General features: G+C 40.9%; 15 protein-coding genes. All 15 read left to right on the top strand.

Going from position 1 to position 14,302, the window contains the following annotated elements; genetic code table 11:
- Nucleotides 1-51 precede the first annotated feature (51 nt).
- The 15 genes from NYE65_RS02560 (at nt 52) to fni (ending at nt 14,242) form a co-directional block, all read left to right on the top strand.
- Nucleotides 52-867, top strand: coding sequence for a metallophosphoesterase (locus NYE65_RS02560; protein ID WP_340862079.1), 816 nt, complete (start codon nt 52-54; stop codon nt 865-867).
- A 98-nt stretch (nt 868-965) separates the two neighbouring features.
- Nucleotides 966-1,859 (top strand): MerR family transcriptional regulator, encoded by an 894-nt coding sequence (locus NYE65_RS02555; RefSeq protein ID WP_328145005.1) that lies wholly within the window; start codon nt 966-968, stop codon nt 1,857-1,859.
- A gap of 91 nt (nt 1,860-1,950) precedes the next feature.
- On the top strand, nt 1,951-2,526 hold the full coding sequence (locus tag NYE65_RS02550) for a genetic competence negative regulator (protein ID WP_034308068.1): 576 nt from the start codon (nt 1,951-1,953) through the stop codon (nt 2,524-2,526).
- 269 nt (nt 2,527-2,795) lie between these two features.
- Nucleotides 2,796-4,073: a Glu/Leu/Phe/Val family dehydrogenase gene (locus tag NYE65_RS02545; protein ID WP_034308065.1), complete on the top strand. Its 1,278-nt coding sequence runs from the start codon at nt 2,796-2,798 to the stop codon at nt 4,071-4,073.
- Nucleotides 4,074-4,227: 154 nt separating this feature from the next.
- A complete protein-coding gene (locus NYE65_RS02540; RefSeq protein ID WP_057276277.1) occupies nt 4,228-5,196 on the top strand; it encodes a YpdA family putative bacillithiol disulfide reductase in 969 nt (322 codons plus the stop codon).
- Nucleotides 5,197-5,225: 29 nt separating this feature from the next.
- The gene (locus tag NYE65_RS02535) at nt 5,226-6,191 is read left to right on the top strand and encodes an asparaginase (protein ID WP_098186626.1); all 966 of its coding nucleotides are present in this window, start codon (nt 5,226-5,228) and stop codon (nt 6,189-6,191) included.
- Nucleotides 6,192-6,288: 97 nt separating this feature from the next.
- Nucleotides 6,289-6,975 carry a glutamic-type intramembrane protease PrsW gene (gene prsW, locus NYE65_RS02530; protein ID WP_034308057.1) on the top strand — a complete coding sequence of 229 codons (687 nt, stop codon included), beginning with the start codon at nt 6,289-6,291 and terminating at the stop codon, nt 6,973-6,975.
- Between the two features lie 136 nt (nt 6,976-7,111).
- Nucleotides 7,112-7,936 (top strand): spore cortex-lytic enzyme, encoded by an 825-nt coding sequence (gene sleB, locus NYE65_RS02525; RefSeq protein ID WP_371748539.1) that lies wholly within the window; start codon nt 7,112-7,114, stop codon nt 7,934-7,936.
- 14 nt (nt 7,937-7,950) lie between these two features.
- Complete coding sequence (gene ypeB, locus NYE65_RS02520; RefSeq protein ID WP_328145008.1) at nt 7,951-9,306, top strand: germination protein YpeB; 1,356 nt, start codon at nt 7,951-7,953, stop codon at nt 9,304-9,306.
- 213 nt (nt 9,307-9,519) lie between these two features.
- Nucleotides 9,520-9,939, top strand: a complete 420-nt coding sequence (locus NYE65_RS02515) for a flagellar brake protein (protein ID WP_340859768.1) — start codon at nt 9,520-9,522, stop codon at nt 9,937-9,939.
- A 241-nt stretch (nt 9,940-10,180) separates the two neighbouring features.
- Nucleotides 10,181-10,366: a YpfB family protein gene (locus tag NYE65_RS02510; RefSeq protein WP_098865327.1), complete on the top strand. Its 186-nt coding sequence runs from the start codon at nt 10,181-10,183 to the stop codon at nt 10,364-10,366.
- A 195-nt stretch (nt 10,367-10,561) separates the two neighbouring features.
- Complete coding sequence (gene cmk / locus NYE65_RS02505; protein WP_191929644.1) at nt 10,562-11,236, top strand: (d)CMP kinase; 675 nt, start codon at nt 10,562-10,564, stop codon at nt 11,234-11,236.
- Nucleotides 11,233-11,820 carry a lysophospholipid acyltransferase family protein gene (locus NYE65_RS02500; RefSeq protein ID WP_170956575.1) on the top strand — a complete coding sequence of 196 codons (588 nt, stop codon included), beginning with the start codon at nt 11,233-11,235 and terminating at the stop codon, nt 11,818-11,820. The genes cmk and NYE65_RS02500 overlap by 4 nt, the downstream gene beginning before the upstream one ends.
- Nucleotides 11,821-12,036: 216 nt before the next feature.
- On the top strand, nt 12,037-13,176 hold the full coding sequence (gene rpsA / locus NYE65_RS02495; RefSeq protein ID WP_034308045.1) for a 30S ribosomal protein S1: 1,140 nt from the start codon (nt 12,037-12,039) through the stop codon (nt 13,174-13,176).
- 19 nt (nt 13,177-13,195) lie between these two features.
- A complete protein-coding gene (fni, locus tag NYE65_RS02490; RefSeq protein ID WP_340859765.1) occupies nt 13,196-14,242 on the top strand; it encodes a type 2 isopentenyl-diphosphate Delta-isomerase in 1,047 nt (348 codons plus the stop codon).
- Nucleotides 14,243-14,302 lie beyond the last annotated feature (60 nt).

Raw genomic sequence — 14,302 nt, 5'->3', positions numbered from 1 at the left:
TGGTTATATGAAAGTACGTTTGGATAAGGATGGAAAGAAGGTTTAACGATGATGTTATGGTTATCTGTATTATTTTTAATCATCATCCTGCTGTCATTTGCCATGATCTTTTACATGTGGCGTACGGCTATGCAAGATAGGGTGATTTCTCAAGACCTATATTTCAAAGACTTTCCTGAAGGCTTTGGCGATGTGCGGATTTTTTTTATATCCGATCTTCATCGGCGTATCGTTGCGGATAAATTGATTGAGGAAACACGTGACAAGGCAGATTTGGTGATAATTGGCGGTGACATTAGGGAAAGCGGGGTTCCTTTAGAACGTGTGGAAAAAAATATATTGAAATTAAAAGAACTTGGTCCCCTTTATTTTGTTTGGGGTAATAATGATTATGAAGGAGACTTCCATGAACTGGATGCGACTCTTTTGAAACATGGGGTGAAGATCCTTGATAATACAGCTGTTTCTTTTGAGTCTCAGAATGGAAGCAAAATCGCTCTTCTGGGCATTGATGATATATCGGAAGAACGTGATAGGCTTGACCTTGCCCTGTCGGATTGCGGGAATGAAGATTTCCGGATTTTGGTGAGCCATAATCCATTGGTCAAGAAACAGTTGACTCCGGAACACCATATTAGTCTTGTCCTGTCAGGTCACACCCATGGCGGGCAGATTCGCCTATTCGGATTCGGGCCCTATCAGATCGGAAGCGTTAAAAAAGAGGGGGATTGTATATATATGACGAGTAATGGCTATGGGACAAGCGCAGTGCCTTTAAGGCTTGAAGCTAAGCCTGAAACGCACCTCTTCACCCTGAAAAGGGGGACAGACACCGTAATAGGCGAAGCTGTGGAAAAAAACTATTAGGCTGCTTTTAAGCGAGTATACCGGGATTTTACAGACCTTGAAAAATCCACTATAATTTCATCAAATGATCGTACAGTTATTGGAGGCCTTGTAAAACCATGCAAGAAGGTAAATATAATATTAAGGCAGTTTCAAAGCTGCTGGACATTCAGTCGGGAACCCTTAGGGCTTGGGAAAGGCGCTATAAATTTATCGAACCTGTAAGGAATGAATCGGGGCACCGGCTGTATACTGAAAAACATCTGCAAATCCTTAAGTGGCTCATTACTAAAACAAAGCAAGGTTTTACAATAAGCCAAGCCGTTTCACTTCTCGAAAGTACAGGCACCCTAGCGCCTGGAGTTCCTGAAACGAACCGTAAGGATGAACAAGCGATTAAGTTATCGGATGAATTAATCGAAGCTCTATTGAATTTCAATGAAAATAAAGCCCATATGCTGATAAGCCGGGCATTCAGTATGTATACAATCGAACAAACCATAGTGGATGTACTCGGTTCAATAATGGTTCAGATTGGGGATAAGTGGGAAAGGGGAGAAATTACTTCCGCTCATGAACACTTTGCGTCGAACATAATAAAATCCAGGATCAGTTCGGTTATGCATACTATTCCGACTAATGGTTTTCTTCCGAAAGCCCTTACCGTCTGCGCTCCCGGTGAAAAACATGAATTTGGACTATTAATCTTCACCATTTTTTTGAAGCGGAAAGGGTTTGAAACCATTTATTTAGGAGAATCCATTGCTGATAAGGACCTTTTCACCGTTTTAAACATCATTAAGCCCTCTTACCTATTCATGTCATGTTCACTGAAAGAGAATCTTGGTGGAACATTTAAGCTGGTTGAAGCGTTAATAAAGGATTTTCCGGATTTGAAGGTGGGTCTTGGCGGTGCGGCTTTGAGCCTTATTTCTGAAGAAGACCGAACTGCCTTCAGCGGAGTCTTAATGGGGGACACGCAATCGAAATGGGAGGAGTGGCTGAAAGGTTAGTGACGGCCGTATTAGGAGAAATAATGGATATGCACTCTAAGACCAAGGCTTCATATGATGTATGAAGATGGTAACCAGGGGGCATTTTTTTATGAAGCTGGAACGATTAACTAATAATAAAATCAAGATTTTTTTGACCCTTGATGATTTAATTGATAGAGGCATAACGAAAGAAGATATTTTAGGGAATTCCTTAAAGGTCCACAAGCTATTTCAGGATATGGTCGAAGAAGCGTGCGAAGAACTCAGCTTTAAAATGAGTGGCTCCATTGCAATCGAAATTTTCTCCTTGCCTGCACAAGGGTTGATAATCATTGTGACAAAGGAAGAAGAGGAACTATTGGCAGACGAAGAGGAATTTTTGGATTTACAGGTGAAAATTGATGATTTCCCCCATATTCTTTATGTTTTCGATGACTTTGAAGATATCGTCCAATTATCTCATAGATTATCTTTTCAAGGTTTGCTTAAAAGTACCCTTTATCATTTTGAGGGTAGATACTATTTACTTATCGAAAATGTTAAAGACACGACATATGACACGGTCATATCTCTAGCGGCTGAGTATGGCCATGCATCTACATTGACACTCAGCCGCATCAATGAATATGGAACATGTATCATCGAAAATGAAGCGATACATGTTTTGCTCAAACATTTTAGCTGATGTAAAACAAAGAAGACAAGGCAGCCGCATTACGGTAAAAAATGTGGTTTGCCTTTTTTTATGTCAACTTTCGGCCGAACAAGATATACGGTAAAAGAGTAAGAAAGCAGTTGATATGATAACGTTTTCATTTTTAGAATATTTCCAACTTTTAATTTCCCGTTTTTACTCTTGCATAAATGTAACGAAGGTGTATACTAGCACATGAAGAGGACTATTTGTACATTATAATATTATATATGGATGAGATATTCTAGGAGGTACTTTTAATGGAATCGGCAAAAGGCAATAGCCATGTAAATGAAGAAGAAAAACACGACGTACTGAGGTCAACCCAAACTGTAATACATAAAGCTTTGGATAAGCTGGGTTACCCGGAAGAAGTTTTTGAGCTGTTGAAGGAACCTTTGCGTTTATTGACGGTGAAGATACCGGTACGCATGGATGATGGATCGGTTAAAATTTTCACGGGTTACCGTGCGCAGCATAACGATGCTGTTGGGCCTACAAAAGGCGGTATCCGTTTTCACCCTAATGTAACGGAACGTGAAGTGAAGGCATTATCCATTTGGATGAGTTTGAAATGCGGCATCGTAGATTTGCCATACGGCGGGGGTAAAGGCGGTATTGTTTGTGATCCTCGTAATATGTCATTCCGTGAGCTTGAAAGACTGAGCCGGGGCTACGTTCGTGCAATTAGCCAAATCGTGGGGCCGACTAAGGATATCCCGGCACCTGATGTATTTACAAATTCCCAAATCATGGCTTGGATGATGGATGAATACAGCCGTATGGATGAATTCAACTCGCCAGGATTCATTACGGGTAAGCCGCTAGTGCTTGGTGGTTCTCATGGCCGTGAATCAGCCACTGCTAAAGGTGTAACGATCTGTATCAATGAAGCTGCCAAAAAACGCGGCATCGATATTAAAGGGGCACGGGTCGTCATTCAAGGTTTTGGTAACGCAGGTAGTTTCTTAGCTAAGTTCATGCATGACGCAGGTGCTAAAGTCATTGGTATTTCAGATGCATATGGTGCACTCCATGATCCGGAGGGATTGGATATCGATTATCTTCTCGATCGGAGAGATAGTTTCGGAACCGTAACGAAATTGTTTAAAAGCACAATTTCAAATAAAGAACTGCTTGAATTGGAATGTGATATTTTAGTTCCGGCTGCAATCGAAAACCAAATCACTGAAGAAAATGCAGCGGATATCAAAGCATCGATCGTTGTCGAGGCAGCTAACGGACCTACAACAATTGAAGCGACACAAATCCTGACGGATCGCGGAATCCTTCTTGTTCCTGATGTGCTTGCTTCTGCTGGCGGTGTAACTGTTTCTTACTTCGAATGGGTACAAAATAATCAAGGGTATTACTGGTCTGAAGAAGAAGTGGACGAAAAGCTGGAAAAAATCCTTATAAAATCTTTTAATAACATTTATGAACTTGCTCAATCAAGACGCGTTGATATGCGCCTAGCGGCTTATATGATCGGCGTAAGAAAAATGGCTGAAGCTTCTCGCTTCCGTGGTTGGATCTAAAAGGATTCAAATCGGTTTTAATATATAGTTAACATCATGTTCATTGCTTTATCATTGAAATGAATTGTAAAAACTCCTATCATGTATTGATAGGAGTTTTTATTTTTTAGACGAACGTATCACATAGTGGATGGAAAGGCAGTGGAGAATAAAGATGAATGTTGAAGAAGTCATTATCATAGGTGGGGGCCCGTGTGGATTGGCTGCTGCGATCGCTCTTAAAGAAGTGGGAATACAGTCCCTGATCATTGAAAAAGGAAATGTAGTTGATTCCATTTACCGTTATCCGACACATCAAACATTTTTCAGTTCGAGTGAAAAACTGGAAATTGGTGATGTCGCTTTTATAATCGAAAACCGTAAACCGGTCCGCAATCAGGCGCTAGCCTATTATAGGGAGGTAGTCAAAAGGAAAGAATTGCGGGTTAATACATTCGAAAAAGTGGAAAAAGTGGAAAAAAGAGAAGATGGCAAGTTTTTAGTCAAGACATCGAAAGGGGACTATACAGCTCTGCATGTGATCATATCGACCGGATACTATGACCATCCTAACTATATGTGCATACCGGGCGAACAGCTCCCTAAAGTATTTCATTACTTCAAGGAGGGCCATCCCTACTTTAATTGTGATGTTGCAGTCATCGGTGGCAAAAACTCAAGTGTGGATGCAGCTTTGGAATTGGTCAAATCAGGAGCAAGGGTATCAGTCCTTTATAGAGGATCGGATTACTCTCCAAGTATCAAACCTTGGATTCTTCCGGAATTCGAATCATTAGTCCGCAATGGAACGATCAAGATGGAATTTAATGCGAATGTAGACAGGATAACGGAAGACAGCGTGATTTATCATGTAGGTGATGAGGAAAAAGTCATTAAAAATGATTTTGTATTTGCAATGACTGGTTACCATCCTGACCATTCCTTTTTAGCTGCAATGGGCATAACTATTGATAAGGAGACTGGAAGGCCTGCATATAACGAGGAAACGATGGAAACGAACGTTAAAGGTCTTTATATTGCAGGAGTTCTGGCAGCCGGAAATAATGCGAACGAAATCTTCATCGAGAACGGCAGGTTTCATGGTGGATTGATTGCCTATCATTTGGCCGTTAAAGAAAAGTGAATGATATATAAATGAGGAGCAGTGACCGTATGGAAAAAATATCGCTAATAACGACTGGTGGGACTATTGCCAGTAAAGAAACTGTGAATGGTATGCTGGCCTCTGGTGCATTGACTGGCCATGAGTTGGCATCACTTTGCGAATTGCCCAACGATATCGAGGTTAAGGTGGTTAATCTTTTCCAGATTTCAAGCATGTCCATGTCCTTTGAGAAAATGCAACAGCTTAATTTAGCCATTCAAAAGGAATTGGAGGATCCCGAAGTTACGGGAATCGTCGTGACCCATGGTACGGATACACTTGAGGAAACGGCTTATTTCCTTGATGTCACGAGTAAGGATCAACGACCTATCGTATTAACCGGCTCCCAACGTTCTCCTCAAGAAGTGGGCACCGATGTATATTCCAATCTAAGGAATTCGATATTATGCGCTGCAAGTGATCTTATTAGGGATGTTGGGGTAGTGGTCGTTTTTAATGAGCGGATCTATTCAGCAAAGTATGTCAAAAAAGTTCACGCTTCCAATTTACAGGGATTCGAATCTTTTGGCTATGGTTATTTGGGGATAATTGATAATGATGTCGTGAGCATCTATCAAAAACCTTTACATAGGGAGTGTTTTGATATTCAGAATCTCATCCCAAGGGTCGATATCATCAAGTGCCATACAGGAGCTGATGGCCTCTTTATTGATGCTGCGGTTGCAAACGGTGCGAAAGGCATAGTGCTCGAGGGTGTAGGAAGGGGACAAGTCACCCCTGTAATGGTAACCTCCATACAAGCTGCAATCGATAAAGGAATCACGATCATCATGACTACAAGTGCAGAAGAAGGAAAAGTGTACCCAGCTTATGATTATGAAGGCAGCGCATTTGATCTAAAACAACGCGGTGTGATTTTGGGCGCTGATTATGACAGCAAGAAGGCACGAATCAAGTTAGCTGTCATGCTGGCAAGCGAAAACCCTATAGATGAGACCTTCTTTAAGTACTGAAGGATTAAATAAAAAATGGAAGAGTTGATTCTTGGATTCAGTTTTTCTTCATTCCATGGTACGATTAAGGAAAAGAAGATGAAAAGAGGGTCAGCTAATGCTGGTCATGTTGTCAGCGGCTATTGCGCCAGGATTGGCGCTACTGAGCTATTTCTATTTGAAAGATCAATATGAGACCGAACCGATATCGGTTGTGGTCAAAACATTTATATTCGGTGTTTTTCTTGTATTGCCGATTATGTTCATACAGTATGTGCTCGAAACCGAACATATCTTGAATACGGATTTAGCAAATGCTTTTTTATGGGCTGCACTGCTTGAGGAATTCTTCAAGTGGTTCATACTCATTTACGTTATTTATCAGCATGTGGCATTCGATGAGCCATATGATGGGATTGTTTACGGAGCTGCAGTCTCCCTTGGATTCGCCACAATGGAGAATATTTTATACCTGCTGGCCAACGGGGTGGAACACGCTTTTCTCAGGGCCGTTCTCCCTGTATCCAGTCACGCTTTGTTCGGTGTGATCATGGGATATTATTTGGGCAAGGCGAAATTTTCGGCTTCGAATAATAGGGTCTATTTATTATTGGCATTGATCATACCAATTTCGTTACATGGGGTTTACGATTATATTTTGGTTTCCCAAAAATTTTGGGTGTACTTTATTATGCCATTCATGATTTATCTATGGTGGTTAGGCATGAAAAAAGTAAAGAAAGCACGTTTGTTGTCCGACTTTCACGCAGAAAAACTTTCACAGAATCACTACCTTAGCAAATGACGAATACTATCAAAAAACGGAGTGCTGGCATATTTTGCCCGCTCCGTTTTTTTTATGTTTGGAATAAAAAAGCCAGTAAAGAAGAAAATAGAATTACATTAATTCAAGAAAAAGAGGAGTGTTTTTGATGAAAGGAATTTCGTCAAAATGGAAATGGCTTTTGCTGTTTTCGTGTATAACTATATGTTTCGGAATTTACCCGGAAACAAGAACAAATGCCTTTTCGAGCCAAGTCATTCAAAAAGGTGCGGTTGGAGATGATGTAATTGAACTGCAGGCACGCCTACAAAACATCGGTTACTATAACGGAAAGATTGATGGAGCCTATGGATGGGGCACTTATTGGGCACTTCGAAACTTTCAACAAGATTTCGGGCTGCCAATCGATGGTTTAGCAGGGACTACAACAAAACAGAAGTTAGCGAATGCGTCTAATTTCAATAAAGCATGGGTTCATGAGCAAATCAATAAAGGAAACGAGTTCACCTATTTTGGGGGGGTCCCCATTGAAAAACAGGTAAAAGCTAAAGGAAATGGAACTGGAGGGACCGCTACCGGAAAGGCCCCTTCCAAACCAACGACATCTGCCAATCTTCCAGGGGGTTATTCTCAAAACGATATACAGCTGATGGCCAATGCCGTTTATGGAGAGGCGCGAGGGGAGCCATATACAGGTCAGGTTGCCGTTGCAGCTGTAATCCTGAATAGGGTGGAAAGTGCCGCATTTCCTAATACCATTTCGGGAGTGATTTTTGAACCTGGGGCGTTTACGGCTGTTGCGGATGGACAGATTTGGCTTACACCGAACGAAAGGGCGAAAGAAGCCGTGGTGGATGCTATCAATGGGTGGGATCCAAGCGGTAATGCAGAATATTACTTTAATCCCGATACGGCAACAAGTAAATGGATCTGGTCAAGGGAACAAATTAAAAGAATCGGAAAACATATCTTTTGTAAGTAAAGAGGTGAAGGAAAATGATCAGGAATATAGTGATTGCCCTGCTTGTTGTAGTTGTTGCAGGAACTGCATTCTGGGGTTATCAAGAACATAAGGAAAAAAATGCTGTATTAATCAACGCGGAAAATACGTATCAGCGTGCCTTTCATGATTTAAGCTATCAAGTGGATTTATTGCACGATAAGGTCGGCAGTACTTTGGCCATGAATTCACGTTATTCATTAAGCCCGGCGTTAACAGATGTTTGGCGTATCACTTCCGAAGCCCAGAGTGATGTCGGGCAGTTGCCATTGACCTTGCTTCCTTTTAACAAGACAGAGGAATTTTTATCGAAAATTGCGGACTTCAGTTATAAAACAGCGGTACGGGACCTTGAAAAAGAACCATTGGATGATAAGGAATATGCGACACTGCAATCCTTGTACACACAGGCAGGAGACATCCAGGGCGAGTTAAGGAAAGTGCAGTATCTAGTCCTTAAAAACAATTTAAGATGGATGGATGTCGAGATGGCTCTTGCATCAGGAAAAGAAAATTCGGATAACACGATCATTGACGGATTAAAGACGGTAGAGAAAAAAGTATCTGGGTATGGGGAAACAAATGAGATGAACCCGACTTTTACTTCTGCACAACAGAGGGACGAAAACTTCAAAAATTTGCAAGGTGAAACCATTACGAAAGAAGAAGCAATCGCGACAGCAAAAAACTATGCACACTCAAAAAGCAAAAATTTGAAGGTTAATGTGGAGGAAAATGGAAAAGGTTCCGATTATGGATTTTATAGTGTGAGCATCCTCGATAAAGATTCAGATACTGAATTGAATATGGATTTGACAAAAAAAGGCGGTTACCCTATTTGGTATATCAATAATAGAGACGTGAACAAAACAAATATTGATTTGAATCAAGCCTATACAAAAGCCGAAGCTTTTTTAAAGGAACATGATTTCAGTTCACTTGAATTATTTGAAAGTGCTCAATACGATAATATCGCATTATTGAATTTCGTAACATCAGAAAATGGAGTCAAGATTTACCCGGATTCAGTCAAGGTCAAAATCGCATTGGATGATGGATCCGTTATAGGTTTTTCAGCTGATGAGTATTTAAAATCACATAAAACCAGGGAAGTAGGGAATCCGAACATATCCGAAAAAGAAGCAAAGGACAAAATCAACAGCAACGTAAAAATAATGGAAGAGGGAAAGGCGTTAATCACCAATGATATTGGTGAAGAAGTTCTTTGTTATGAATTTCTCGGTACGATTAAAGACGATACCTACCGTATTTTCATTAATGCAGATACCGGTCAAGAAGAAAAGGTGGAAAAATTAAAGAATTCCGAACCGGTATATGAGAATTTAATTTAAAACAATCGCCAATCATAAGTTGTAGGGAAATGTGCTTAGTCACTTTCCCTTTTTCTTATGACATAATAACTTCATGATTATTGGATTATATGGGCCGTAGAGGTATTATGTGGTTTCCTCCTATCGAAAAGGACGTGGACGACGATGTTTAAAATTGGTGATATATCAATACTCGAACCGAAATACATACCACAGAAGGAAAAGTTCAAATGAATGTTTGTAGAAATGGGAACGGGTTGTTTCCATACGGACTTTCCCATCGATGTAGAGACTGGAAAAATTGCATTCCTTATGGATGGGACACAATTCAATGTCACGTTTTCCAATGAAGAGCAGGCTGTTTATGTATTCGAGTCTGAAGTGCCTGGAAAAGTGAAAGGTAGAATACCCATGATGCAACTATTGCTGCCCGAAGCAGAAACGTTTGTTAAAATCCAGTGGAGGCAAATTCGTACTCCTGGATGTAACCTTGGATACGGCCATTCATCCAGAACATTCCGAGTCTACCCCTTTTCGCACATTAACGGAGGATATCAGCGCTGGCGGAGCTTCCATAAGGCTTTTAAGAGGCACTGCAATTCAATCGGTTTCGCAATTATACCTGTGGATGCCGCTTACGATGAAATCAGGTGAGATTCATTATTTAAGGTTAAAAGCAAAGTCATTCGCGTAACGGAAAAGAGCATGGAAATATGCTGCTGCACGTCCAATTTCGTGAACCTTCAAAAAATGATATACAGACATTAATGAGGTTTATATTTGAAAAGCAGGTGGATTTAAAGAAAAAAGGTTTGCATGTTTAACTTGTTTGAATGAAAAACAGCGATTCCATCCATACTGCTAATATAAACGGATGGAGGGTGCGGCGGCTTATATGAAAACATTTGAAAGACTATTAATTAAAGTGATCATCATCCAATTGGCCTGCTTATTTTTTTTCCAATTCCTTTTGAGCAGGGAGGAGCAAATCTTTGATTTGACCAAGCTCTCGAGGTATGAAGGTGTCACCAGCAATAATTATACGAAAATCATTGAAACATTCAATGGGCCCCATAAGTAAAAGCGGTGATACCCGCTTTTTTTTGTAAGAAGATTTTCAGTAAAACGATAACGTTTGATGGCTGTTGGGATCAAAAAAAGAACAAAGGTGATTTTGATCGTACACATCCCTTTTATTAATGATTTTCCCGCTAGTTGTGATAAAATGAAAAGGTACTAAATAATCAGCATGATTGTAGGATTCCTGGGAGGATTTATGAAAAAAAAATTATCAGTCGCAATCGATGGACCAGCTGCTGCTGGAAAAAGCACGGTTGCTAAAATTGTTGCAGAAAAGTTCAATTACATATATGTGGATACAGGGGCAATGTATAGGGCCATTACCTATAAGGCCCTTAATCAAAAGATTCTTCTTGATGATGAACAATCATTATCAGAAGTTCTCATCAATACGGAAATCGAATTAAGACCAAGTGAAAATGGGCAGTTGGTTTTCTTGGATAACGAGGACGTGACAGCCCAAATCAGGAACAATGAAGTGACTGGTTCCGTTTCAAAAGTGGCCAAGCACCGGAGCATCCGGGAGGAATTGGTTCGGAGGCAGCAAATCTTAGGTGAAAATGGCGGTGTCGTCATGGATGGCAGGGACATCGGTACGCATGTGTTACCAAACGCCGAAGTAAAGGTATTTCTAATCGCTTCTGTGGATGAAAGGGCACAGCGGAGGCATCAGGAAAATATATTGAAAGGTTTTCCATCAGATATCGAAAAATTAAGGGAAGAAATCGCAACAAGGGACAAACTGGACTCCGAACGCGAGGTATCGCCATTGAAAAAGGCAGCGGATGCTATCGAAATCGATACGACCTCATTATCGATTCAGGAAGTTGCAGAAAGTATCATGTCTTTAATAGAAGAGAGGAAAAGATGACATTGGATTTTTACACATTTGCCAAGAACATCGTAAAAGGCGTTTTAACGCCTTCGTTTAGGGTTAAAGCACTCGGAAAGGAACATATCCCTAAAGAGGGCGGGGTATTGATCTGTGCCAATCACATTGATAATTTGGATCCGCCCGTAGTTGGCATGACGTCTCCAAGGGATATTCATTTCATGGCGAAAGAAGAGTTGTTTCATGCACCTGTTTTAAAGGGTATATTACCAAGAGTAAATGCATTTCCCGTGAAACGTGGCAATAGCGATCGGGAATCCCTTAGGAAAGGCTTAAAGCTTTTGAAGGAGGGCAAGGCTATTGGTCTGTTTCCCGAGGGAACCAGAAGCAAGACTGGTCAATTGGGAGAAGGTTTGGCGGGGGCAGGATTTTTTGCGTTGCGGTCTGATGCCGTTATCATACCGTGTGCAATCATCGGCCCATATAAATTTTTACGTCCATTGAAGGTCGTTTACGGTCCTCCAATAAATTTTACCGAATATCGTGAACAGAAAATATCAGCCGATGAAGCCACCAAGATCATCATGGAGCATATTGGGAAATTGATTTCCGAGCATAAATAGTCCTTCATACTTGACAATTTTCTGATTTTGTTAGAATTTATAAAATAAGGGTATTGTTCCTTATTGCCGATGAAAAGGAATATAACTTTATTACTCTAAAAAAAAACTGTTTTTATCTTTATTAGGAAAGTGTTTTTATTGAACCACTTTAAATAAAATATGTGGCCGATGAAGAGGAAATTTGCTGATCAGTCATGGGTTAAGGAGGAGTTAGTAATGACAGAAGATATGAACCAAGTAGAAGTGAACAATTACAAAGTTGGGGATCAAGTTAAAGCAACCGTTTCAAAGGTAGAAGAAAAACAGGTCATTGTCGATGTGGAAAACAGCAAGACTGATGGAATCATACCTATCAGTGAGCTTTCAAGCCTGCATGTCGAAAAGGCGTCAGATGCCGTTTCGGAAGGTGATGCATTGGAGCTGGAAGTCATTAAAGTCGAAGAAGAAGCTCTCATTCTATCAAAACGTAAAATTGACGCTCTTAAGGCATGGGATGACCTGGAATTGAAATTTGAAAATGGAGACGTATTTGAGGCTGAAGTTAAAGATGTCGTCAAAGGCGGGCTTGTCGTAGATCTAGGCGTACGTGGTTTTGTTCCAGCTTCTCTAGTAGAAGACTATTTCGTTGAAGACTTTTCTGATTACAAAAACAAAACTTTAACATTCAAGATCGTTGAACTTGAGAAAGACAAAAATCGCTTAATCCTCTCACATCGGGCAGTGGTCCAGGACCAAAAGGAAAAGCAAAAAGCAAACGTCTTGGATAAGATTGAAAGCGGGCAAGTGCTTGAGGGTGTGGTCCAAAGGATTACCGATTTTGGTGCGTTCGTGGATATTGGTGGCGTAGACGGCCTTGTCCACATTTCCCAGCTTTCCCATCAGCATGTCGACAAGGCATCCGATGTCGTGTCCGAAGGGGATAAGGTGCAGGTGAAAGTGCTATCCATCGATCGTGATAATGAAAGGATTTCACTTTCCATCAAGGATACCCTTCCTGGACCTTGGGCAGGAATTGCAGAAAAAGCTGCCAAAGGCTCTAAACTGGAAGGTATCGTCAAACGCCTTGTTTCTTTTGGTGCATTCGTGGAAATTTTTCCAGGCGTAGAAGGGCTTGTCCATATATCACAAATTTCACACAAGCATATTGCCACACCGCAAGAAGTACTTAAAGAAGGCCAGTCTGTCGAAGTGAAAGTGCTGGAAGTCAATGAAACGGATCAGCGTTTATCATTGAGCATCAAGGAACTTGAAGAACCTCAATCCAATTACAACACATCAGATTATGAGATGCCTGAAGAATCGAAGGGTTTTCAGTTAGGTGAAATGATTGGTGATCAATTGAAAAAACTAAAATAAGATAATAATGGTGATGGCCTTGGAGAGAAAACAACGAAAATTAGATCATATAGAATTTGCGCTTAAGACAGGACAGCAGCATCAAACCGGACTAGAAGATATTTCGTTTATTCACCAAAGCTTACCAGGTATTTCCTTGAATAATGTGAACCTCACAGCAGAAGTTGGCGAACTTGAATTAAGTTCGCCAATTTTTATAAATGCCATGACCGGAGGCGGAGGCGCTGAAACGGAAAAATTGAATGGTGACCTAGCCATTGCTGCAAGGGAAACGGGAATCGCCATGGCGGTAGGATCGCAAATGGCAGCCATCAAGGATCCTAGCCAGCAAGCTTCTTTCAAAGTTGTAAGGAAGGAAAATCCTGATGGTGTGTTGATTGGTAATCTCGGTGGTGAAGCAACAGTCGAACAGGCTAAGCGGGCAAGCGAAATGATCGGGGCCGATGCCCTTCAAATACATATTAACGTCATCCAAGAATTGACGATGCCTGAAGGGGACAGGGATTTTGCGGGTACCCTTTCGAGAATAGAAAAAATCAATGAAACGATCGGAATTCCTGTCATCGTAAAAGAAGTTGGATTTGGGATGAGTATGGAAACGGTACGGCAATTACATTCCGTAGGTGTTTCAATCATTGATGTAGGCGGGTTTGGCGGAACGAATTTTGCTAAAATCGAGAATGAAAGACGAGCAAAAATACTCGGATATTTTAATGAATGGGGCATACCGACAGCCGCTTCGATTGTCGAAGCAGTGAATGTTTCACCACAGCTTTCAGTCATTGGGTCGGGTGGCATTCAAAGCCCTTTGGAAATTACAAAAAGCCTGGCGCTAGGAGCGAAAGGTGTCGGATTGGCTGGACATTTCCTCAAGCTCTATAAAGAGTTGGGCTTGGAGCATTTGATTAAAGAAATACATTACATACATGAAGATTTAAAGGTCATCATGACTGCACTCGGATGCGGTAATATCTCTGAGCTAAGAAAATCGAAATTAGTCATTAAAGGAAATACCTATCATTGGTTATCTCAAAGAGGCATTGATTGTTCCGTGTATGCTAAATGAATGACCACAAAAAGGAAGCATCTCATTGGATCCAATGGAGATGCTTCCTTTTTGTTCATG

Source organism: Peribacillus sp. FSL R5-0717 (assembly GCF_038002945.1).
Lineage (GTDB): Bacteria > Bacillota > Bacilli > Bacillales > DSM-1321 > Peribacillus > Peribacillus frigoritolerans.
This window is presented reverse-complemented; position numbering and strand designations above follow the sequence as displayed.